Source organism: Aquimarina sp. AU58, assembly GCF_900312745.1.
Taxonomy (GTDB): Bacteria; Bacteroidota; Bacteroidia; order Flavobacteriales; family Flavobacteriaceae; genus Aquimarina; species Aquimarina spinulae.
In genome coordinates this window covers 1-23508 of the sequence record NZ_OMPD01000014.1, presented here as the reverse complement: position 1 = coordinate 23508, position 23508 = coordinate 1, and the positions used below count along the sequence as shown (strand labels likewise).

Genomic DNA, 23508 nt, shown 5'->3' with positions numbered 1-23508 from the left:
TTTGGAATCAGAGCAATGATCTATCCTGGTTTTCTTATAATTATATCTCCTTTAGTTCTTTATTGTGTTTTCTAAAGATATTTTCCAATTTTGAATTTCTAAACCAAAAGATGCTAAGCATTTCTCTTTATTCAAAACACTATATTTTGGTCTTCTTGCAAAAGTAGGGTAATTATCTATTTTTTTAAGTTTAATAGTATCAAGTTTGCTCGAAAACCTTAAAATTTCTTCCGTAAAATCATACCATGTGGCTTCACCAAGATTACTATAATGATATGTCCCATATTTAGGATCATCAATCAAAATTAAATCTAGTATAAATTTTGCCAGATCATTAGCATTTGTTGGTGTACCTATCTCAGAAGTGATAATAGTGAGATCTTTTTCGGTCTCTGATTTTTTTACAATAGTTTTAAAAAAATTATGCCCAAATTCAGAATATAGCCATGATGTTCTAATGATAAAATATTTCTCCAAAATTTCTTGGATGTGTTGTTCACCAGCTAATTTTGATTTTCCGTACTCATTAATTGGGTTTGGAGTATCTTCTTCTATATAAGGCGTTTTTTTAGCCCCATCAAAAACATAATCGGTAGATATATGTATAAGTGTAATATTATACTCTTTGCAGACCTGTGCCAAATTTAGTACTCCAGTTGCATTAACCAAAAAAGCCTTTTCTGATTCTTTTTCTGCTTGTTCTACGTTGGTATATGCAGCACAATTCACTACAAAATCGAATGACTTATCTTTAAAAAAAAGTTGTACCTCATCATTTTTTGTGATATCTAAGGCTTCAGAACTGGCAAAATACAATTGTAATTCGGGATAGTTTTTCTTAATTTTTTCTATGCATTGCCCTAATTGACCTCTCGATCCTGTAATCAAAATATTGTTTTTCTTCGATTTTTTTTCCATCTATTATCTTACCAAATTCACGTATTTAATTTGTCATAATTCATTAAATACCTATTTAATGAAATAAGAATTAGGGTCAAAAATAAGATAGTAACAAATACTATTGGTATCAATACGATTTTTTTATTCATAAAATCATTTACCAAAGCTCCTTTATTAGGGAATTCTGAAATAATATTAATGGTATTCTTCGTATTTGCTTTTTCATTATTTAGTTCAATTTTTTCGTCTTTTAGTTTCCCTGCCTGATTTAGTAACTCGATCTCTGATACTTGATCTGATTGATTTTCTGCCAAGTTAATATTAGTGGTCCCATCAGGTTTTTGAGCTTCCATGATTTTTATCTTCTTATAGAATGCTTGTAAATCATTGATTTCTTCTTGTTGAGTGCCTATAACTGAATCTTTAAGAGCAATATTGCGCTCGTTAATTTCTTTCTGTAGTCTAAAATACTCATTATTCTCTATTGATGTTACAATCGCTTTCTGGCATCGTTTTGCTATTTCTGGAGAAGTTGCCTCTATTTGTATTCTATGAAACTTTGCATTGATATCATTAAAGTTTTTTAAATAATACTCATAATCTACTTGTTTTTGAGATATAGAATCTAATCCGCTAATGAATTCGCTAAACTGTTTTATTCGTTGTGTTTCATCAGAAAATGATTCTATTGTAACTTTTTTAATATATAATGCTTCGTTTTCACTAACTTGTAAAGCCTCAGATAAAGCTTTACTTTCTTGATGTTCTGCTAATTGATTATAAAACTCAATATTGTTGTATAGTTGTTGAACACTATTAAAATTAGGTTCTATAATCATAGAAGATTTATATATGGGTAATGATCTATAATCTAAGTATCCTCCTATTATAACTCCTATAAATGTTACAGTTACAAATTTTAAAAAATGAGTTCTTATGAACTTAAGAAAAAGGATAAAAAGGTGAAAAAGATTTTTAAAAATCTTATCAATAAACTTAATACATCTATTAAGAACATTGCCAATCAATCTAAATAATTCTCCCAAGTCAATTTCTTCTGAAGTGTTTTCTTTCATCGTCGTAGGTTAATTTATTTTAAGGAGCAATCATGCCCAAAAAATTGATAAACTTTAAATAAAATTAAATAACATAATATCGCAGATTCAAAATCGGGAGACATGTACAAAAAGTCTCTTATTTATTAGAATCAATGAAATGTTATTATTTTGACGATAGGGTAGGAAAAACGCCAATCATAAAGCACTAGTATTTATGCTTTCCCAAAAAATTCAGGTTTTTCTTTTATAATTTTAAAAGAAACTAGGGCAAAGTAATAAAAAAAATTAAACAAAAATGAGCGTTAACATTTTTTTTAACATCAGGTATTTACCTTAAAAAAACAAGTGTGCTTTTTATGATTTTTGAGATATTATAATTTTAAGTCTTTTATAAAAGCTAAATCTTTGTCTTTTTCTGATAACTGAATTTCAGAAGCATCTAATTTCCAATCAATTGCAAGATCGGGATCATTATATATGATTCCTGATTCTGAAGATTTATGATAATAGTTATCACATTTATAACTAAAAATTGCACTTTCACTCAATGTAATAAACCCATGTGCAAAACCTCTGGGAACAAATAACTGAAAATTATTATGATCATTTAACACAATAGAATAATGTTCTTTATATGTTTTAGAGCTAGGTCTTAGGTCAACAACCACATCTAATACTTCTCCTTTAACCACCCTAACCAATTTTGCCTGCATATATTCGTCTGTTTGAAAATGTAAGCCTCTAAGTGCTCCTCTCTTAGAAACAGATTGGTTATCTTGTATAAAATCGACTTTTAACCCAGTAATTTCTTCGAATACTTTTTGGTTAAAGCTTTCAAAAAAAGAGCCTCTTTCATCATCAAATACTCTGGGTTTAAGGATAAAACACCCGTCAATAAAAGTAGATTGAATTTCCATCTTAATCTAGTTGTAATAAATATTTACCATATCCACTTTTTAATAAAGGCTTTGCTAATTCCTGAAGTTGATTTTTATCGATAAAACCTTTTTTATACGCTATTTCTTCTATAGCTCCAATTTTAAGTCCTTGTCGTTCTTCAATAACCTGAACAAATTGACTTGCTTGCATGAGAGAGTTAAATGTTCCTGTATCTAACCAGGCTGTACCTTTATCAAGTATGCTTACTTTTAATTTCCCTTGTTGTAGATATACATTGTTTACATCGGTAATTTCTAATTCTCCCCGAGCACTTGGTTTAATGGCTTTAGCAATTTCTACTACTTTATTATCGTAAAAATAAATTCCGGGTACAGCATAATTTGATTTTGGTTGTTTTGGTTTTTCTTCTATTGATGTGGCTTTTCCATTTTTATCAAAATCAACGACTCCATATCGCTCAGGATCTTGAACATGATAGGCATATATAATACCGCCATCAGGATCATTATTGTTTTCTAATAGACTTTCTAATCCAGATCCATAAAATATATTATCCCCAAGTATTAAAGCAACTTTATCATCACCAATAAATTTTTCTCCAATAATAAAAGCTTCTGCCAACCCATTAGGTTGTTCCTGAACAGCATACTCAAATCGACAACCATAGATTTTGCCATCACCTAATAGTTTTTCGAATAACGGTAAATCCTGAGGAGTAGAGATGATTAAAATTTCTCTAATTCCTGCAGAAATCAATGTAGAAAGAGGATAATATATCATTGGTTTGTCATAAACCGGCATTAATTGTTTACTAATCGCTAGTGTAAGCGGATGTAAACGTGTTCCTGATCCTCCTGCTAATATTATTCCTTTCATTGCTATAGTATTATTGTCTGAAAATGGATTTTAGTCAACTTTTGCCTTTAAAACAGCACTAATTCTTATACTTCTTTAAGTACCAATCTATCGTTTTTTTGATTCCTGTTTCAAAATTTTCTTCTGCATTCCACCCTAATTCATTTTCAATTTTGGAAGCATCAATAGCATATCTAAAATCATGGCCAGGTCTGTCGGTAACATACGTGATAAGATCTTTATATGATTTAGTAGTACTCCTCGGAATTATAGTATCTAAAATTTCACAAATAGTCGTGGCAATATATATATTTTCTCTTTCATTTTTTCCTCCGATATTATACGTCTCTCCAACTTTCCCGGTACGTAGTACTAAGTCTATTCCTTTACAATGATCCAAAACATATAACCAATCTCTTATATTTTTGCCGTCACCATAAATAGGTATGTTTTCTTCATTAATAGCTTTTCTAATGATAGTTGGGATTAGTTTTTCATTATGCTGTCTAGGGCCATAATTATTTGAGCAATTTGTTGTTACCACTGGTAAGCCATAGGTATGAAAATAACTACGAACTAACATATCAGAAGACGCTTTTGACGCGCTATACGGGCTATTAGGTGCATAAGACGTCTCCTCGGTAAAAAGGCCTGTTTTTCCTAATGTACCGTAGACCTCATCTGTAGAAACATGTAAAAAGCGAGCGTTTTCAAACTCTAACTTTGGTTGATTTGGAGCTTTCATCCATGTCTGGTATGCAGCTTGTAACAAATTAAACGTCCCAACAATATTGGTTTCAATAAAAGCTTTTGGGCCTTCAATAGAGTTATCGACATGAGATTCTGCAGCAAAATGAACTACGGTATCAATATTATGTTCTATAAAAACTTTTTCAACCACACTCCAATCACATATATCTCCTTTTATAAAAGTATAATTTGTGCCATTTTGGACTTCAATATTAGCAAGATCAGCAGCATAGGTTAATGCATCAAGATTGATAATTTTTGAGTCATCATTTTTTGAAATAAGATTCACAAAATTCGACCCTATAAATCCTGCACCTCCTGTTATTAATATGTTTCCCTTCATAATATATTAGATATAAACTTCTAATAATTTCATCCCTTGAGTATTGCTTTCAATTTGTAAGTTTTCAATTTTGGCCGGAATCAATATGGTTTCACCAAATGAGATATTTGTAGAATTATTATCAGTTCTTATTTCACCACTTCCTTCAACACACATCAAGATTTTAAACGAATCCAGGTGTTTGTAATCTCTTTTTAAATCATGATCAATTTCAAGTGTATTTGTTGTGAAATATGTGCCAGAAATAAGATTATTAATTTTGTTTTTATCCTTTTCGTATTCTAATTTAAAAGATCTATCTCCTTTAAAATCCAGTGCATCCAATGCCAGATCTGTATGCAATTCTCTCCCATTTCCATTACTGTCTTTTCTATCCCAATCATAAACTCTATACGTAATATCTGACGTTTGTTGAATTTCTGCAATCAATGATCCTTTTCCAATTGCGTGTATTCTTCCTGCTTTAATAAAATAACTATCTCCTTTTGAAATGTTTTCAAAATTCAGCAATTCTGTAATTTTCCCCTCTTTCAGGAACGTTTCATATTCATCTTTTGTCGTATCTTTATTAAAACCAACAATTAACTTAGCGTCAGAATCAGCTTGAACGACATACCACATTTCAGTTTTTCCAAAAGAATTATGACGTTTCTTCGCCAATATATCGTTTGGGTGTAATTGAACAGATAAGTCCTCTTTGGCATCGATATATTTAATTAACAAAGGAAACTGATCCCCAAATTGCTGATATACCTTATTACCTAATAAATCTTCTTTATATTCTTTAATTAGATGATCTAGTTTTTTTCCTTCTAAATTCCCATTAGATACTACTGAAATATCACCACCCACCGTTGATATTTCCCAACTTTCACCTGTATTCTCATCTATTATAGGTTTATTAAGAATAGTTTTTAATTTATTCCCCCCCCATATTTTTTCTTTTAGAATTGGTCGAAATTTTAAAGGATATAGCATAATTATTGCTTTTTATTAGTTCTTTCATAGATTTTGACAAGGCATACTTCCTAAATGAACACGTATTAAAAATTGTCAAAATCTATTATTATTCGTCTTTAACAAATTCTTTTATCTCTCCATTCAAATATCGAAGAAAGTAGAATAAAGAAACCAGCCCTATAAGAAGCATTGGGATTAGTATCATCATACGGTTTAATAGTTTCTTCCGTTTTGAAATAACATCCCCATAGTCGACAAAAGAAAAGATTTCTTTATCAAGAATCAAAGCACGTTCCTGGTCATTAATCAACTCTATTAAAAGTTCTTTCTTTTGTAATAGAGAAGCTATAGAAACCATGGGCAATTCTGATCCAGAGGAAATAATAATGGCTTCGTTTTCTGCCTTTAATGGTGATTTTTCCAGATTACTTAAATACACATCAATAAATTGTAATGATTTCTTATTTCTTTCTATGTCAATTTTCTTTTGTTTAAGTGTAAGATCTGATATTTCCTGATAGTATTTATTTGATTTAATATACTCCAGAATAGAAGAAGTTGTTTTACTATTATGTTCACTTGCTTTGTCAAAATTAATAGTAAGTTTATGATGCTTATAAAAATCTCTAAATCCTTCTTCTTTTAGCTGATCTTCTTCATAGGCTTCCATAACATCTTTAAAGAACTCTTTATTTTTATACCGTTTCTGTAAATTGTCTAAAACATCTGTGCCTTTTACCACAGGTTCGACAGTAATTTTTTTTATGTTTTTAGCATGATCCAAACTAATTCCTAGTTTGTTAAGAAAAATACCGTCTTGAAAATTATTTTCTAACTCTTCTACAAAATCATAAATATATTTTGCGCTATTGTATTTAGGTTCGATTATAATTTCCTGTATATACTTCCCTTTTGTATCTTGATTTTGATCTAAGAAAAAACCAATAACTGCACCAATAACCAACAAAATCGAGAATAAGATTACTTTTTTCTTGTAGAATCTAATTACAGATATAACCGATCTTAAAAAGCTTTTAAAAAGCTTCCTAAACATGCCAAAAATTTGCATTACATCTACCTCATCTTTGTAATTTTCATTACCCATAATTATTATCTTTCTTTAAATATTTGTTCTATTATTTTTTCGGTTATTAGGTATGTTGGTTTTACTCCTGTAGTTCCTAGTCCTCCAGAAGCTAATGTACTTCCTGTTTCTAAAGGGTTATCTGAAGCATAATAAGCGTATCGCACTTTTACTTTTGGGCTGATACTACCTCTAAGTTTTGAAGCTGATTGTATCGCCTTTTGATAATGTGCTCCTTCCATTTCTAGTCCAATTACATTCCAGGTAGAATCATGAAAAAACTTCAGGATATCTCTATTTTGCAAAGACGTTCCTAGAACTGTAATCATTGCTCCATCATAGATATCAATGCCATGTCCCTCTAATTCTTTCTTTTTTAACTGATTTTTAAATGGGTAATTATCTGCTGTCCCTTCAAAAACATGAGCAGATGGTATCATAATATCTCCTTTTCCTCCTTCAAGAATGCCCGCTTTACCCATAATAGAAATAGATTTAACATCAATGTGTGTTTTGGCTCCCTGGGTAGTTATATATGGTTTTAATAGCTCATCCATCGTCTCATATGCCTGTTCTCCAAATGCATAATCCATTACGATAATTATAGGTTTATCACTATCTTCAATATCTGCTATTAGGTTTTTATATTCACAATCTGCATATTGAGCAGTATCAAATATCTGTACATTTATGTTTGCTCCACTTTGATCTTCTATATACGTCATTCCTTTTTGCAAGGCTAACTTTCGCACTTTTGCTCTTAGTTTGTCATTTTTATTATCACTTAATGATTCATAAACGTCAAAAATACTTTTATCTTTCAACTCATTTTTTAAAGCAACAGAAGCGTATAATGTATTCATTACACTATGCATATTAGCACTAATGATATGAATTGGGCGATCAAGTAAATTTAATTCTTCTAATTTGTTTTTAATCGTATTTGCCCAAATCTCTCCATGAATATGATGACCTAGCCTTTCTCTTAATACTGGACTAAAGGTTACGATTCTCTTTTCATCTTCAATTGATTCTTCTATCGCCAGCTTACCCAACCAATAAATAATATCCAAAAACCGTTCTTTGTTTTCTGGGCAAGAAAAACTACCATATACAGAAGAAACTTCTTCAAAGGTTCTTCCTAAAATATTAGCTGTATGGGTCAAAGCGACTTCTCTTTCGGCTTTGGTTAAATCTTTTTTAGACGTTACGGCTTTTTCTAATTTTTGCCAATCTCTGGTAACATTTCCTTGCTCATTAATCACTACTCGATTCATGATCTTATGTGATTCTATAAATAAAAAGGTAAGGTGCGTAAGAATATCATAAATTTCTGATCGCCCTCTGGTAATCTCGATATTCATTTGCTCCTCATCTATACGATAGCAGTTTCTACGTCTTTTGGGAGGTACTATGGCTTTAAAATGAGAATTTTTATATCCTTCGTCACTTGTTAAGTTAATATATCGGCATTCTTCAATACCAAATGGTAAACGATCGATAACATAGAGCAACCCGTTAAGTTCTACTTTTTCTTCTGCGACAGAGCCATAGATCTCCGGGCGAAGTATTAACAATGCCTCTCTAAGTGTATCTCCAGAAACTCCCATGGGTTTATAAAAACCTCTATTAAATAGATGGCGCATAGTTATGTACATGCGTTCAATTGCACTAGAGCTCTCCTGAGCTCTTGTTCTTCCTTGTAATATAAGATTTGCCATAAATTTTTCCTAGCAAATATAAGTATACTAACTGAACATTAAAATTCAATTAGGACTATTTGTCTATTATAGTTGTAAGTACATCTACTATATTTCTATCATTAGAAAGTCTAGGAAGTTTATTTTGCCCTCCTAGTTTACCTACAGATTTCATATAATCTTTAAATCCGTCTTTAGAAACGGGGGTTATTTTTAATGTCCTTAATATTTTTCCCTCGATCAAATCATTATAATATGAATTCTGTTTTCGTAATGAATTCTCAATTTCTAAAGCTAATTTCCTTGTATCTTCTGGAGTTTCTAGAAATTCTATAAACCATTCGTGATAGGGCAATTCACCCTTATCTGGATTAACTTGTGGTGCTACAGTAAAATCATTAATCATTATCCCGGTGGCTTCTATACCATCCTTAATTGCCTGATCAACTTCTTTACCAATCACATGTTCTCCGAATGCTGAAATAAAATGCTTTATTCTACCAGAAACAACTACTCTATATGGTGATGTGTTTGTAAACAATACTGTATCTCCAATATTATATGCCCATAACCCAGCATTAGTAGAAACCAGCATTACATAATTTACTCCTATTTCGACCTCACCAATAGTTAATCTCTTTGGGTTTTCTTCAAAAAATTCATCTGCTTTTACAAACTCATAAAACATCCCCGAATCCAGTTGCAATAGCATTCCTTTTTCATTCTGGCTGTCCTGAAATGCAAAAAACCCTTCTGAAGCCGGATACAATTCTATACCTGCTACTTTTCTGCCTATTAATTTTTCGAATGTAGCTTTATAGGGTTCAAAATTTACACCACCGTATATAAAGAGTTCGAAGCCTTTAAAAAGTTCTCCTATAGTTTTATTTGTCTTCTGTTGTAGTTTTTCAAAATACATTTGTACCCATGGCGGAATACCACTTATCACGCTCATATTCTGATGTACTGTTTCTTCAACAATAGCATCGACTTTTTGTTCCCAATCTTCAATACAATTAGTTTCCCAGCTAGGCATTCTATTTTTTTGAAGATATTTTGGTACATAATGCGCCACTATTCCCGAGAGTCTTCCTAATAATATTCCATTCTTTTCACTCATCTCTGGACTCCCCTGAAGAAATATCATCTTACCATCTACAAAATCTGCTTTTTTGGTCTCTTCAATATAGCACAAAATTGCATTACGAGCTGCCCTAATATGAGTAGGCATAGAATCCTTTGTAAGAGGAATATATTTTGCGCCACTTGTAGTTCCTGATGTCTTAGCAAAATATAATGGTTTTCCTGGCCAAAGTACATCATTCTCGCCAGCTACGACACGATTTACATATGATTTTAATTCTTCATAATCTCGTATAGGGACATTTTGTGTAAAGTCTGAATATGTTTTTATATCCTGAAAATTATGATCTTTACCAAAGGCCGTATTTTTTGCTTTTTCTATAAGGTTTGCAAAAACTTGTTCTTGAGTTTTTATTGGGTTCGATGCCCATTTATTAATTTTTTTGCGAATTCGCTTAGCAAATACTTTAGCTCCTAATGTTTTTAAGGACATAGATAATTATTGTTCAAAATCAATAAAATTAGAAGGATCTGTTGGGTATCCATCTCGCCATAATTCAAAATGTAAATGAGGCCCTGTAGATAACTCTCCCGTAGAACCTGCTGTAGCAATTACTTCTCCGGCCTTAACCTGTTCTCCTTGTTGCTTGGTTAAAGAAGCGTTATGTTTATATACTGTAAGTAAGTTATTGCTATGCTTAAGTATAATTACATGACCGGTTTCTGCAGTCCATTCAGAAAAAATTACAGTTCCAGAAGATGCTGCTTTTACCGGAGTATCCTTGGGAACTGCTACATCTATACCATAATGCTTCTCATTCATGTTATAGGTAGAAGTGATATTACCTTTTACCGGTGGAAATAATGAAAAATCAGAGCTTGATTTTTCGCTTTCGAATAGACTATATTTATCTTCCTTAGATACTTCTTCACGAAGTTTTATGTCTTGTTCTGAAGGTTTAAGATCGACCTCTTCAGGATTTAGTTTTTGGGATTGTATTGCAGAATCAATATCAAATTCTACAGTTTTTACATCTCCTGTAAGTACTTTTCTGATCGATTTATAATATTCCTGATTTATATTAATCACTGACTCCAAAGAATCTGTAGTAGCCACTAATCGGTTAGCTCTCAAATTGAGTGAAGTAGAAGAATATCCCGGGATATATTCTCTAAGCGGCGTAAATGCAATTAAAAAAGTGGTTCCTGCTACCAAAACAATTGAGGTAATAGTAACCATTACAAAAACATTAAGTCTGTTTAATTTAAATGATATTCGTTCCTCAAAAGTATCCTCATTAAGGATAACCAAGCGATACTTATTAAGTAGCTTCTTGGTAATTTTTTTTTGTTCTTTGTTCTTTTTTGCCATAGATTACATCTTCAATAAAGAATGTTATCAAATCGGTATCATTAATCGCAAATATACATAATGAACTCATCTTGGGTTTACCTTTTACCTGCGAAATTTACATTTTACCTTCTAATTTTGTCTTTTTATCAAATTACTGCATTATTATTTCAATCAAAAACGCCTTTCTTACAAAAAGTTAATCTTATGAGATGTAAATATTCCTTCAGAGATAAATTCAACTTACTCCATATTAAAACACAACGGTTTTGATATGTAAATCGTCTATTGATTTTGATAAAATTGATATAAAAATCCGTTTTTTAACAGCTAAAAACATATATTTAATCATTTCTTGCTAACTTTGTAATCTAATAGTTAAGATCATGATATTATCTAGTATATTTTTAGGAATGATTGGCCCATGGCAAATTGCTCTAATTGTAGCAATTGTATTGCTTTTATTTGGTGGAAAGAAAATTCCCGAGCTAATGAGAGGCCTTGGTAGTGGTATAAAAGAATTTAAGGATGCCTCAAAAGAAGAAGAAGATCCTAAGATTGATGAGAAAAAATAATTTCTGAAACACCTTATATATAAAACCCAACTTCATGAGAGTTGGGTTTTTTTATTTTTTCTGAATGTAATATAGAATACCATCAAATTATTATTGAACAATAAATTTTTTAACGAGAGTTTCTCCTTTTTTAGAAACAGTTAAAAAATATACTCCTTTTGCAAACGAGTGCCTAATAAAGTGTTCATTTTGACTCGCTACTTCACGATAAATTCTTTTACCTATCATATCTATTATCTCTACTCTGGTTCCTTCTAATTCAGAATAGCTAATATTTATGATATTTTCTGAAGGATTAGGATAAACAATAAGTTCGTTGTAAGGTTCGTTCAAATCATCTAGATCTACTTCGTCTATTACTACTGTTTCATCACTGGAAGCGTCATAAAGAATTCCAAACATACATACATTCCAAACCATTGTTTCCCAAGTAGTAAATTCATTTCCATTAATGAGAGACCATCCGTCACTCCATCTTCTTAAGCCAGGTAAGTCATCCCAAGCTGGATAAAGTTTGTCTGTAATAACTCTTTGATATTGTTGCCCGCTTCTGCCCTCGGTACTGCCATAGACGACTATACCAGGTATATTTCCGATAACTGGTTGTGTACCTCCACCCGGTGATTCACCGTATTTGGTATAGTAACTATCGAGGTGTGCCGGACTTATAGGTTGTTTATCTCCCAATCCTGTTACATAACTATGTCCTTGTGGATTTAACCCTAGAGAATAATTGGCATAATTGCTTATCTGGTTATAATAATGTTGCTTATCTTCTTCTGAAGTGCTTAACCGCATCATATAACCAAGGTCTTCTGTATATCTACCTTGTGCAGTAGAAGCTCCCCATCCATTATATTTTGTAACACCTTGCGCATATGGAAAATCATTTTCATTCCAACCCATATATCCTCCGGTATCAGCCTGAAATTTGAGTGCATTTAGCAACCCTTCCTTGATGGTGGGATCTGTATAAATATCACTTACAAGTAAATAACTAATAAACTGAGAAGATTTAATTGTTGCAGACATATTACCTCCTAAGTACTGATCGGGCCATGTCCCTCCGTTAGTGATAGTATTTATTACTTCATCTCTAAATAGTGTATGATACCTATTCTGTGCATCCTCTGTATCATTACCGATAGCAGTAACCAGATACATTTGCAACGCGGCATACAGCATAGCTCCACGATGTGTTCCGGAAACATAATTTTTGTCAATGTATGACCATGCTTGTTCTGCCTTTGCAAACAAATCCGAAGCCCTGTCAGAGTCATAAGGTTCGATAATCCTGGAAGCTTGTGCAAACATTCCGGCTGCTTCAAGAGTTGTTTTTATCCCAACCTCAAAAGTTCCATATTGGCGATTATCTTCATAATCAGCTCTATGTGCTCCATATGTTGGATGCGCCATTGTTTCTGTTCCTTGCATTACACCTCCAAAATCATCTGAGTTATCCCAGTTATTTTGATTTAGTTGTAAATTCTCCCAAATTAAAACACCCCATAAAGCTTCATCAAGAAAATCGGGAATTCCATTTCCCGATTCTGGAATATTATATTGCCTATCAATAAAATTTTGAGGAAATGCTTCAAAAGTTGAGAGCATTGTTATCGGAATAACCGTATGATAAGGCCGTCTGTCAAAATCCCCAGCATCATGATATCCACCTATAACAGCATGCATTTCTGCATCGTCTGGCACATCAATAAAACTCGAAGAAGACCATGTATCCATAGTAAAAGCACTTTCTTCATGGCATATTTCTCTTTCATATTCTGTATATGGTCTTTTGAGTTCGATACCACAACGTTGATGAAACATCCCCCGCGCATGAACTTCGGCTATTTTGCGTAAATAGTTATTCCCAACGCCAAAGGAATAAGATCTACCAACACCATTTACAACAATATGGTATGGCCCTCCTACAGGAACATTTGATAGGTCTATCCTGTATACGTGTTCACCAGAAGTTGCCAGTCCTATACCGGTATCATCTCCCCAATAGATCAGTTTTCCTGAAGTAATCACAGTATTATTCTCATTAACTATCTGGTAATCTGGTATCACATCAAACATTGTGGATCCAAGATTGCCGCCGTAATATCCAAAATTGGCATAATTTCCTGTTGCATTTCCGCTATACCCTTCTTGATTTACTTTAATTGATTCGCAAAACACTTCTGTATCAGAAAAAGCTAATGATGTAGTGCCGTAGGGGCTTACTATAGTATAGTTTGTATTATTTGCTAAGTTTTGATTTAATTCGAGATATATATTATGTCGTACAAAAATCTCATAATATCCCACGGTCCAATCATACTTTCTTTCGTCATAAACACTAGTCCCTCTTCCTATAGAAATAGGAATAGTGCCGTTTACAGTCCAACCAGAGGGAGAAGGAATTACATCTCGATTTTCTACGCTCATTTCTAGAACAACTACAATAACATTTGTGTTAGCTGTATGCACATCGACGATAGATTGCGCTGAAACAATTTTAAAAACAAATATTAAAATTAAATACAAGTATTTTTTCATGATAACCTACCAAAATTTCCTGGGTTTCTTAAAGCTTTAAAAACAGGTGTTTTTTACTGATTCTTTTGTCTTAAAAAAATCAAACATATGCATATCAGAAAATAATTACGATATAGAATTGATAGCTATACAGTTTCAGCTAACGAATGTATCTTTTCAATTCATAAATCGAGAAATTGATAGAGGTCTTAATTTGTGTTTAGTATGAAAACGAGAAATTATTATGTTTTTTGACTGTATATTTTAGTCTATTAGAGAAAGTTGAATTCTCTTTCTGTTTATATCCACTTCTATTACGGTAACCATCAAGTGTTGATGTAATTGTACTACAGCGTTTACATCGCTAATATATTCGTTTGCTAATTTTGAGATATGAATTAATCCGCTTTCCTTAATCCCTATATCGACAAAACATCCAAAATTTGTAATATTATTTACAATTCCTGGTAGTTTCATTCCTGTTTTTATGTCTTCTATGGTTTTTACATTAGGATCAAACTCAAAGACGGTTACCTTTTTTCTTGGGTCTACACCAGGTTTTTCTAATTCTCTCACAATATCGGTTAATGTGGGAAGCCCTACCTCATCTGTAATATAGTTTTGTAGTTTGATTTTTGTAATGGCCTCTCTATTCCCTATTAATTCGTTTATAGGAACTCCTGCGTCTTTTGCCATTTTCGAAACCAATTTATATCGCTCTGGGTGTACTGCAGAATTATCAAGTGGGTTTTTAGGACTAGTTATTCGTAAAAAAGCTGCTGCTTGTTCATAGGCTTTTCCTCCCAATCTTGGCACTTTTTTGAGTTCTTCGCGTGATTGTATCGCTCCATTTTCTGATCGATACGCTACAATATTCTCTGCAAGTTTTTCACCAATACCCGAAACATAACTTAATAGCGGAACACTAGCGGTATTTACATTAATACCCACACCGTTTACACAACTCATTACTACCGTATCCAATTCGTTTTTGAGCTTAGATTGATCCACATCATGTTGATACTGACCCACTCCAATAGCTTTTGGGTCAATTTTTACTAATTCTGCCAAAGGATCGGCTAATCGTCTTCCGATAGATACTGCACCACGCACAGTTACATCATAAGTGGGAAACTCTGCTCTGGCAATTTTGGATGCTGAGTATACTGAAGCTCCACTTTCATTTACCATAAATACCTGTATTGGTTTTTCAAACGGTATTTTTTTAATAAAAGCTTCTGTTTCTCTGGCAGCGGTTCCGTTTCCTATTGCAATAGCTTCAATCTTATATGCATTTACCAGAGATCTGATTTTCTTGATTGCCCCTGTTACTTCTCGTTGTGGAGGGTGGGGATAAATATTCTCATTATGCAGTAAATCACCTTGATTGTCTAGACAAACTACTTTACATCCTGATTTAAAACCTGGATCCAAAGCTAATATTCTCTTTTGCCCTAGTGGTGAGGCTAATAGTAATTGTTTTAAATTTTGTGCAAAAACTTTTATAGCATTATCATCTGCTTTTTCTTTAAATTGATTGAGTATTTCTGTAGAGATTGCTGGTGTTAACAATCGTTTATAAGCATCAGAACCTGCCAAAAACATATGATCTGTACAAGCTTCAACATTTGTTTTGATCATCACACTATCTATGATATCTAATGCATCATCTTCTGGTACTGTAATTTTTACTCTTACTACTTTTTCGTTTTCGGCCCTTAAAATTGCTAATAGCCGATGCGATGGACACTTATGCAGAGGTTCTTCCCAATCAAAATATTGTAAGTATTTCTGAGCAGCTACATCATCCTTTTTTGTCTTGATTATGGTAGAGGTTATTGTAGCTTTGCGTTGATATAGTCTTCGTAATCTATTTCTTATTTTTTCATCTTCATTAACCCATTCTGCTATAATATCTCTTGCTCCCTGTAATGCGAGCTCTTCACTAGTAACAGTATCGTTTAGGTATTGTGAAGCTACAAAAAGGATTTCTTCCTCTTTTTGTTGCATAATGATCTTTGCCAAAGGTTCTAATCCTAGTTCTTTGGCGACAGTAGCTCTGGTTTTTCTTTTTTTCTTGTATGGTAAATACAAATCCTCTACTTGTGTAAGTGTATCGGCAGCCAGAATTTTTTTCTCCAACTCTGGTGTTAAAGCTTCTTGTTCTTTGATTGTGGCTAATACACTTTCTTTTCTTTTTACTAAAGCTTCAAAAGCTGTTTTATGTTTTACAATTTCACCGATAGCTACCTCATCAAGATCTCCTGTCATCTCTTTACGGTATCTAGAGATAAAAGGAATCGTAGCCCCATCATCTAGTAAGGAGATAGTTTTAGCAATTTGTTTTTCTGAAACAGGAATCTGCTTCGCTATAAAAGAAACGATACTCATAAAATCAAGTTTTTGGAATCGCTAAATATAATGCCAAAAATGAAAGATTATTTTATACTGAGGAGAAAGTTTTCTACAATTTTTTTAAAAAATTAATTTTCGTATACATATCTCTATGTGATACCTAAATATGTATGTATTGAAGCTATATTTCTACTACTACATATCAGATAAGAAAATGATAGTTGTTTTATTTATCAAACTTTATAGACTTTATAATAGCTTCGAGCTCAAACATATTATCCCTTTTACTAACCGAAGGAGCAAATACAAATCCTTCTAATACCATTAGTCTATTATTAGCAATATCTTCTATGGCATAATTAACAAATGGGCCTGCCATAAAACGATCTTTGATCTCCCAGGTTCCTTTGGTCTCGAAAGTAAACCTATTATCTAACTCAATTTCGTAAAGATAAGGTGCATATGCCTCTTCTGTAATAAAATGACCAACTTCTGGAGTAGGAATTTTTACTGTTCCTATAGAATCTCTCATTTTTATGATACTAGAAACTGTATTAGAATCTTTGGTTACCGTTCCTAATGGTAATTCATAGATCATAAGATTCATACTACCATGTTTAACATTTTTACGTATCCAAAAAAACTTGTCTTCTTCAGTAGCGATACGATATGCCGAAGGAATATTTAAAGTGATTCCTAATTTTTCTTGTAGCTGTGGAATCCTCTCTAAGGACTTTTTAATAATAGCTTGTTTCTCTTTGGTTTCTAAAGATTTATATTTTGAAACGATCATTTCATGCTTCTCTCGAATCAAAGTAGTAATGTCATCATCTGTAGCTCCAGAAATTACAGCACCGATTTGAGGATTAGAAAATTTATTTTTTAATAATCCATATTTATTTTCTCCTCCATCTTCTTTTTTAATCCACAGAAAAATACGGCTCTGTTTTGTAAGTCCGGTAAAGGCTTCCATTGGTACCTGTCGCAATGTAAATAATGGTTCTTCTTGAGGTAGACCCGGCACTTCGGCTCCAAAATATTTTCTTATAGTATCACCAACATTACTGTTCCATAGTTCATTATCTACAACCACAGAAAGATGATTTATTCTTCCATTAGAGTGTGCCATAGACTCCTGACTCTTCTGGCTTTTTTCTTTTTTAACCTCTTCTGTACAACTAACAATACAAAGCAGGCAAATAATTGCGAGGGATAATTTTCTCATAAGATAGAAATAGTTAGCGGTTATGATTTTGAAAGTTTCAGTGTCATACCTGGTTTTATACCACTACCACTAATATCGTTCCAATTTTTAAGATTTTCGACAGATACTCCTTTAAATTTTTGTGAAATACTCCATAAAGTGTCTCCTGTCTTAACAGTATATACCTCTGAGCTATTAGCTGCAACCTTAGTTAAAGTTTTTTTTGTTGTAGTTTTTCTGGGTTTACTTACTACTGGTCTACGAGGGTAAATGGTAAGACGTTGACCAATTCTAAGATTATTACTTCGTAAACCATTCCACTTTTTAATTTGACTTACTCTAACACCATAGCGTCTTGCGATTTTTCCTAAATAGTCGCCGCTACGTACTCGATATCGAATCCGATCATTTGCCTCACGATATTTAGGTAATGGTTTTTCGCGCTTATCAAATTCTGCCTTTGCCAATGTATAGATTTGATCTTCATTAGCAACAAAAGGACCTATCTTATCCAGCGGTAATCGCAATACATAATCTTCATCTTTGATATATGGAATGATATCTAATTTATAGGAAGGATTTAGAAATTGTAATTCTTCGATATCAATATTGATATATTCTGAAACCTGATCTAATGTGATCATTTGTTTTACTCGAATGGTATCGGTTTCAAAATATGCAAACTCTGGTTTTCTAGGTTTAAAACCATGTTTGTCTGCATACTCAAAAATGTACATTGTTGCCAAAAAAGCGGGTAAGTACCCCGCAGTTTCTCTAGGAAGGTTATGTCTGATATTCCAATAGTTTGTATATCCTCCACTACGGCGAATGGCTTTGGTTACATTACCGGGGCCCGAATTATATGAAGCCAAAGCAAGATCCCAATCTCCAAATACTTTATACAAATTAGAAAGATACTTGCAAGCAGCTTTGGTAGACATTATCGGATCCATACGCTCATCTACATATGAACTTACTTCTAAACCAAACATTTTACCGGTGCCAAACATAAATTGCCATAATCCTGTAGCTCCAACTCTAGATTTTGCTCTAGGTTTTAAAGCAGACTCTACAATAGCAAGGTATTTTATTTCTAAAGGAATGTTCTGATTGTCTAGCTCCTGCTCAAAAAGTGGAAAATAAAATTCGCTTAGTGCCATTAAGCGTTCTAAATGTTTGTGTCTGTTTTTTAAATACCTCTTGATTACACTCTCTAATGAAGGATTGTACTCTACATTAAAAGGTGTACGTGCATTTAGTTCTGCCAATCTTGCTTTTAACGTATCGGTAGGAAGATCAACATATTCTACGGGTTCATATTTCAGTTTGGTAACTGATTTGTAAATGGTATCAAAAAGGTTAGAGTTATATAATTCTTGTTTCCAGATAGAGTCTAACTGTGACATCTTCGGATGGTCATTTGCTACATAAATCACACTATCTTTTACACTTGTCGATGTTATGGTAGTTGTCTGTAGTTCTCCCGTTGTTTTGATTACTTGAGTTGTATCTACGACTCGAACTGTATCTTGTTTTAAATCCTGAGTCTTATTAAGTACAATCTCCTTGGTATTTGGAGGGGTTGATTGTTTCTCTGATGATGTTTCTTGTCCCATTAACGAAACCGAAACTAATAGAAAAGAAAGAAATAATGTGCAATAGTTATTCATCTTACAAATGCATTTGCTTTTAGTTCAACAGAAAATTGGGGCTATTTGCATTGTTTTTAACATGTTATCAACAATACAGCAGCGAAAATCGCACTTTTTTTTCTAAACTGCAAAAAATCAAGGCGTTAAAAACATTAAAAAAACGGTTAAAACAACCGTTTTTTCATAATTTTTATAAAAATTAAGTGTTTTCCTACAAAATTAGGTGCTATTCATTTTCTATTGCTGCTATTCCTGGTAATGTTTTACCTTCTAAGCTTTCTAGCATAGCTCCTCCTCCTGTAGAAACATAACTTACTTTAGTGCCAAAACCAAATTGTTTTACTGCTGCTACAGAATCTCCTCCTCCTACAAGAGAGAATGCTCCACTTGCTGTAGCTTCTGCTATAGAGTGTCCTAATGCTATTGTTCCTTTAGCAAAATTTTCCATCTCAAAAACACCTAGTGGCCCATTCCATAATATGGTTTTCGATTTCAAAATTACGTCATGAAAAGCTTTCATTGTTTCGGGCCCAACATCAAGTCCTTGCCAACCATCAGGAATTGTATTAACAGCAACAACCTTAGTGTTTGCATTATTATCAAATGCATCTGCTCCCAATACATCAACAGGAAGGTGAATTTCTACTCCTTTTTCTTTAGCTTTTCTTAAAATCTCTAATGCCAGCTCTTGTTTATCATCTTCACAAATAGAATCCCCTATTTGGCCTCCGAGAGCTTTAATAAAAGTATAGGTCATTCCTCCCCCAATAATCAAGTGATCTATTTTATCCAGAATATTCTCGATTATCGTAATTTTTGAAGATACTTTTGATCCTCCCAAAACAGCAGTCACTGGCTTCTCTCCACTTCTTAATACTTTATCAATACTTTCTATTTCTTTTGCTAATAAGCTACCAAAACATTTTCGCTCAGGAAAAAATTGTGCTATAATAGTAGTAGAAGCATGTGCTCTGTGAGCTGTACCAAATGCATCATTTATATAGATATCTCCCAATTTTGACAATTGCTCTGCAAAAACAGCATCTCCACTTGTTTCATTAGGGTGAAATCTTAGGTTTTCTAATAATAAAACTTCACCAGAGTTTAACGCTGCAACAGCATCTTCTGCCTCCTGACCAACACAGTTAGCTACATATTTTACCTGAACTCCAAGAATATCTGCAACTTTTTCTACGATATGTCTTAATGAAAATTCATCCTGAACTCCTTTTGGTCTACCTAAATGAGACATCAAGATCGCACTTCCTCCATCTTCTAAAACCTTAATTATCGTGGGTTTTGCAGCCTGAATCCTAGTGTCATCTGTTACTTCAAAATTTTCATTTAAAGGAACATTAAAATCTACTCGAATTAATGCTTTTTTATTTTCAAAATTAAAATCGTCAATTGTCTTCATGATACTGAATTGGTTTTTCGCAAACGAAAATAATTCTATTTCATTAAAAACATCAAAATCTGATAGAAAAATTACCCAAAATCAAAGGTAATTTTTCACTTTTATCAAATTTTTATAAAAATCCTTTTTTCAATAAAAGAATCATAGTTAAATAATCGTATTACTATCAAACCAAAAAAGTTGCGATTTTGATGTTTATTATAAAATCGACTACTCCATCCTATTTTCATACTTACCCATTTAGATACCTTAGAATAAGATAAGTCTTCGAAGCTATTAACACCCTCGTTGTATTAGTAAAACATGTGAATGGGATTTTATGTTAAAAATTATTTATATATTGTATTTACAAAAACACTAAACAACTAGCTAATTATGAGTAATTTATCTGCACACACACCAAAAAAAATTACAGTAATCATAAGTATTGTACTTGTTCTTTTAGGCCTTCTAGGCTCACATATTCACCCTGTTCTGGCAGCAAATAGTAATTGGCTTGTTCTGGCAGGATATGTACTTCTGCTACTAGGAGTTTATTTAAAAGGGTTATAATTTCCTAATTTTCTGTGAAGGTCAACACTAATTTAAATTATGTTTAGCTCTGGTTATTTTATAGAAAGGATTTTCTAGAGAGATATAATAAGTAATACTTGTTATGAGTGCACATCCTGAAGTTAAATAAATACTACATCTTTTAATTACTGTATTGGTTATTTAAGGATTGCTTAATTTTATCAGGTTTTATATCTTATAGATCTGCTTTCTTTTTTAGGTATCCCTTATATTTGCCCATGCTTTTCTCAGAAATATTAGGTTTAAAACATATCAAAAGCTATTTGACCACCAGTGCTGATCGTCAAAGAATACCTCATGCGCAGCTTTTTGTTGGCCCAAATGGTAGTGGAACTTTACCTATGGCTATTGCCTATGCGCAATATGTTTTATGCCAAAATCAAAATGGAGAAAACACAAATGGTCTTGAGTCATGTAATGTAAAATTTGATCATCTGGCGCATCCTGATTTGCATTTTGTATACCCTGTTGCTGTAAATGATAAGGTAAAAAAACATCCCACATCTGATCAATTTGCAGAGGAGTGGAGACATTTCGTAAATGAAAACCCATATGGAAGTATTTTTGATTGGTATCTTTCTCTTGGAATTGAAAAAAAACAGGGTCAAATAGGAGTAGATGAAGCTCTTGAAATCGTTAAAAAACTTTCGTTAAAAAGCTATGAAGGGGGGTATAAAATAATGTTGATCTGGATGGCAGATAAAATGAATATCGCCGCTTCTAATAAGCTTCTTAAATTAATTGAAGAGCCTCCTGAGAAAACGATATTTATACTTATCACAGAAGATGAGGAGCAGCTTATACAAACCATTAGATCCAGATGCCAGGTATTACATTTTCCTCCTTTGGGAGAACAGGTAATAAAAGAAGCACTTCAGAAAAAAGAAAATCTTTCTGATAGCGATGCTTTAAAAATAGCACATCAGGCTAATGGCGATTATAGTAAAGCTTTACATCTGCTGCACCATGATGGTGGTGATGATCAATTTGAAGATTGGTTTATACAATGGGTACGTACAGCATTTAAGGCCAAAGGGAATAAATCTGCTGTAAATGACTTAATCACCTGGAGTGAATCTATAGCAGGTACAGGAAGAGAAACACAAAAAAAGTTTCTGAAATATTGCCTGGATTTTTTCAGACAGGCAATGTTACTTAATTATGGTGCAGAAGATTTGGTATTTCTAGAACCAAATACAAATGGTTTTAAATTAAAAAACTTTGCTCCTTTCATACACGGTGCCAATATTATGGATATCTGTAACGAACTTCAGGATGCTGCTTATCATATAGAACGAAATGGTAATGCAAAAATAATACTTACCGATCTCTCTATAAAACTTACTCGATTATTACATAAAAAAAGTTCATAATATATAGTTTACTGCCTATTAATACTTAAGGATGGTAAATTAAAAATCAACATTTTTTAGTCCCAAATCTTATTCTATATTTGATACTCTAAACTAATCTCACATGGATAATTTTATAAATAATATTGTTTCAATAACCATCTTATTATTTCTTCTCATTACTTTTTTGCAATCTGGGATCGATAAAATAATCGATTGGAAAGGAAACCTTAGTTGGCTAAAAGAACATTTTGCTTCTACTTTTATGGGGAATATGGTTCCTCTTCTTTTAACAATTGTTTTAATCATTGAAATGATTACGGCAGTATGCTGCGTTTTTGGTATCTATTATCTTATTACAGATGATATTACATGTTATGCCGTTTTGGCTATGTTTTTAGCGTGTATAACGCTTTTAATGTTGCTTTTTGGACAAAGTAGCAAAAGACTATCAAGGGGCCTTAACAATCACCTGTTACTTTGTAGTGGCCATCTTTGGGTTATATGTAGTTTCTTTATAAAACATTTTATAGTACTGAAGCACATTAATTAGTTAGTGTCATTTCTATTTAATCGGTGCGATACAGTTTTAGAAGTAAATAATTAGGCAAAAAAAATCCTGCTTTGTTTAAAGCAGGATTTTAGAATTTCTTTTAAAATCTTATTAATAGGTACATCCACATTTACTTTGTCTACAACCAAAATCAAATCCTAGCGTGATCATATGTGATCCTGCTGCTGTGGTTGGTTGTAAAACTTCGTTTACGTTAATCTGATATCCATACGCAACATAAAAATTAGCTTTTTTGATCCCCAACATAGGAGAAACAGAAAGTGGTTTAAAATCCTGATCAACCAAAGATCGAAGACTAA

Annotated in this window: 20 protein-coding genes; 4 read left to right on the top strand and 16 right to left on the bottom strand. The window is 32.6% G+C overall.

Annotated elements, in window-relative coordinates; genetic code table 11:
- Positions 1-51: 51 nt before the first annotated feature.
- The 10 genes from rfbD to DK441_RS11730 all read right to left on the bottom strand — a co-directional run bounded on the left by rfbD (position 52) and on the right by DK441_RS11730 (position 11005).
- Complete coding sequence (gene rfbD, locus DK441_RS11775) at positions 52-918, bottom strand: dTDP-4-dehydrorhamnose reductase (protein WP_109098910.1); 867 nt, start codon at positions 916-918, stop codon at positions 52-54.
- 17 nt (positions 919-935) lie between these two features.
- Positions 936-1976: a hypothetical protein gene (locus DK441_RS11770; RefSeq protein ID WP_109098909.1), complete on the bottom strand. Its 1041-nt coding sequence runs from the start codon at positions 1974-1976 to the stop codon at positions 936-938.
- A 353-nt stretch (positions 1977-2329) separates the two neighbouring features.
- A complete protein-coding gene (gene rfbC, locus DK441_RS11765) occupies positions 2330-2875 on the bottom strand; it encodes a dTDP-4-dehydrorhamnose 3,5-epimerase (protein ID WP_109098908.1) in 546 nt (181 codons plus the stop codon).
- 1 nt (position 2876) lies between these two features.
- Positions 2877-3734, bottom strand: a complete 858-nt coding sequence (gene rfbA, locus DK441_RS11760; RefSeq protein WP_109098907.1) for a glucose-1-phosphate thymidylyltransferase RfbA — start codon at positions 3732-3734, stop codon at positions 2877-2879.
- A 58-nt stretch (positions 3735-3792) separates the two neighbouring features.
- Positions 3793-4806 carry a dTDP-glucose 4,6-dehydratase gene (gene rfbB, locus DK441_RS11755; RefSeq protein WP_109098906.1) on the bottom strand — a complete coding sequence of 338 codons (1014 nt, stop codon included), beginning with the start codon at positions 4804-4806 and terminating at the stop codon, positions 3793-3795.
- A gap of 6 nt (positions 4807-4812) precedes the next feature.
- Positions 4813-5784 carry a type I phosphomannose isomerase catalytic subunit gene (locus DK441_RS11750; protein ID WP_109098905.1) on the bottom strand — a complete coding sequence of 324 codons (972 nt, stop codon included), beginning with the start codon at positions 5782-5784 and terminating at the stop codon, positions 4813-4815.
- A gap of 88 nt (positions 5785-5872) precedes the next feature.
- Positions 5873-6871, bottom strand: a complete 999-nt coding sequence (locus tag DK441_RS11745; protein ID WP_109098904.1) for a hypothetical protein — start codon at positions 6869-6871, stop codon at positions 5873-5875.
- Between the two features lie 5 nt (positions 6872-6876).
- Positions 6877-8571 carry a hypothetical protein gene (locus DK441_RS11740; protein ID WP_109098903.1) on the bottom strand — a complete coding sequence of 565 codons (1695 nt, stop codon included), beginning with the start codon at positions 8569-8571 and terminating at the stop codon, positions 6877-6879.
- A gap of 55 nt (positions 8572-8626) precedes the next feature.
- Positions 8627-10126 (bottom strand): GH3 auxin-responsive promoter family protein, encoded by a 1500-nt coding sequence (locus DK441_RS11735; RefSeq protein ID WP_109098902.1) that lies wholly within the window; start codon positions 10124-10126, stop codon positions 8627-8629.
- Positions 10127-10132: 6 nt separating this feature from the next.
- A complete protein-coding gene (locus DK441_RS11730) occupies positions 10133-11005 on the bottom strand; it encodes a M23 family metallopeptidase (protein ID WP_109098901.1) in 873 nt (290 codons plus the stop codon).
- A gap of 365 nt (positions 11006-11370) precedes the next feature.
- On the opposite strand from DK441_RS11730, the gene DK441_RS11725 reads away from it, so the two are divergent.
- A complete protein-coding gene (locus DK441_RS11725) occupies positions 11371-11559 on the top strand; it encodes a twin-arginine translocase TatA/TatE family subunit (protein WP_025665469.1) in 189 nt (62 codons plus the stop codon).
- Between the two features lie 90 nt (positions 11560-11649).
- Here the strand turns inward: DK441_RS11725 and DK441_RS11720 are convergent, their stop codons facing one another.
- The 5 genes from DK441_RS11720 to pgk form a co-directional block, all read right to left on the bottom strand.
- Positions 11650-13992 (bottom strand): glycoside hydrolase family 9 protein, encoded by a 2343-nt coding sequence (locus tag DK441_RS11720; protein WP_160112066.1) that lies wholly within the window; start codon positions 13990-13992, stop codon positions 11650-11652.
- A gap of 354 nt (positions 13993-14346) precedes the next feature.
- The gene (locus DK441_RS11715; RefSeq protein ID WP_109098899.1) at positions 14347-16473 is read right to left on the bottom strand and encodes a Tex family protein; all 2127 of its coding nucleotides are present in this window, start codon (positions 16471-16473) and stop codon (positions 14347-14349) included.
- A 190-nt stretch (positions 16474-16663) separates the two neighbouring features.
- Complete coding sequence (locus tag DK441_RS11710; RefSeq protein WP_074405904.1) at positions 16664-17662, bottom strand: DUF4837 family protein; 999 nt, start codon at positions 17660-17662, stop codon at positions 16664-16666.
- 20 nt (positions 17663-17682) lie between these two features.
- Positions 17683-19311 carry a LysM peptidoglycan-binding domain-containing protein gene (locus DK441_RS11705; RefSeq protein WP_235015756.1) on the bottom strand — a complete coding sequence of 543 codons (1629 nt, stop codon included), beginning with the start codon at positions 19309-19311 and terminating at the stop codon, positions 17683-17685.
- A 208-nt stretch (positions 19312-19519) separates the two neighbouring features.
- The gene (gene pgk, locus DK441_RS11700; protein ID WP_109098897.1) at positions 19520-20710 is read right to left on the bottom strand and encodes a phosphoglycerate kinase; all 1191 of its coding nucleotides are present in this window, start codon (positions 20708-20710) and stop codon (positions 19520-19522) included.
- A 375-nt stretch (positions 20711-21085) separates the two neighbouring features.
- Between pgk and DK441_RS26555 the strand changes: the two genes are divergently transcribed.
- The 3 genes from DK441_RS26555 (at position 21086) to DK441_RS11690 (ending at position 23188) form a co-directional block, all read left to right on the top strand.
- Entirely contained in the window at positions 21086-21262 is a 177-nt protein-coding gene (locus DK441_RS26555; protein ID WP_160112065.1) for a hypothetical protein, read from the top strand.
- A gap of 239 nt (positions 21263-21501) precedes the next feature.
- Positions 21502-22656, top strand: coding sequence for a DNA polymerase III subunit (locus tag DK441_RS11695; protein WP_074405907.1), 1155 nt, complete (start codon positions 21502-21504; stop codon positions 22654-22656).
- Between the two features lie 103 nt (positions 22657-22759).
- Positions 22760-23188, top strand: coding sequence for a DoxX family protein (locus DK441_RS11690; protein WP_370444316.1), 429 nt, complete (start codon positions 22760-22762; stop codon positions 23186-23188).
- A gap of 111 nt (positions 23189-23299) precedes the next feature.
- Here the strand turns inward: DK441_RS11690 and DK441_RS11685 are convergent.
- Positions 23300-23508, bottom strand: a 209-nt coding sequence (locus DK441_RS11685) for a type IX secretion system membrane protein PorP/SprF (protein ID WP_160112064.1), incomplete at its 5' end; no start/stop codon positions are given.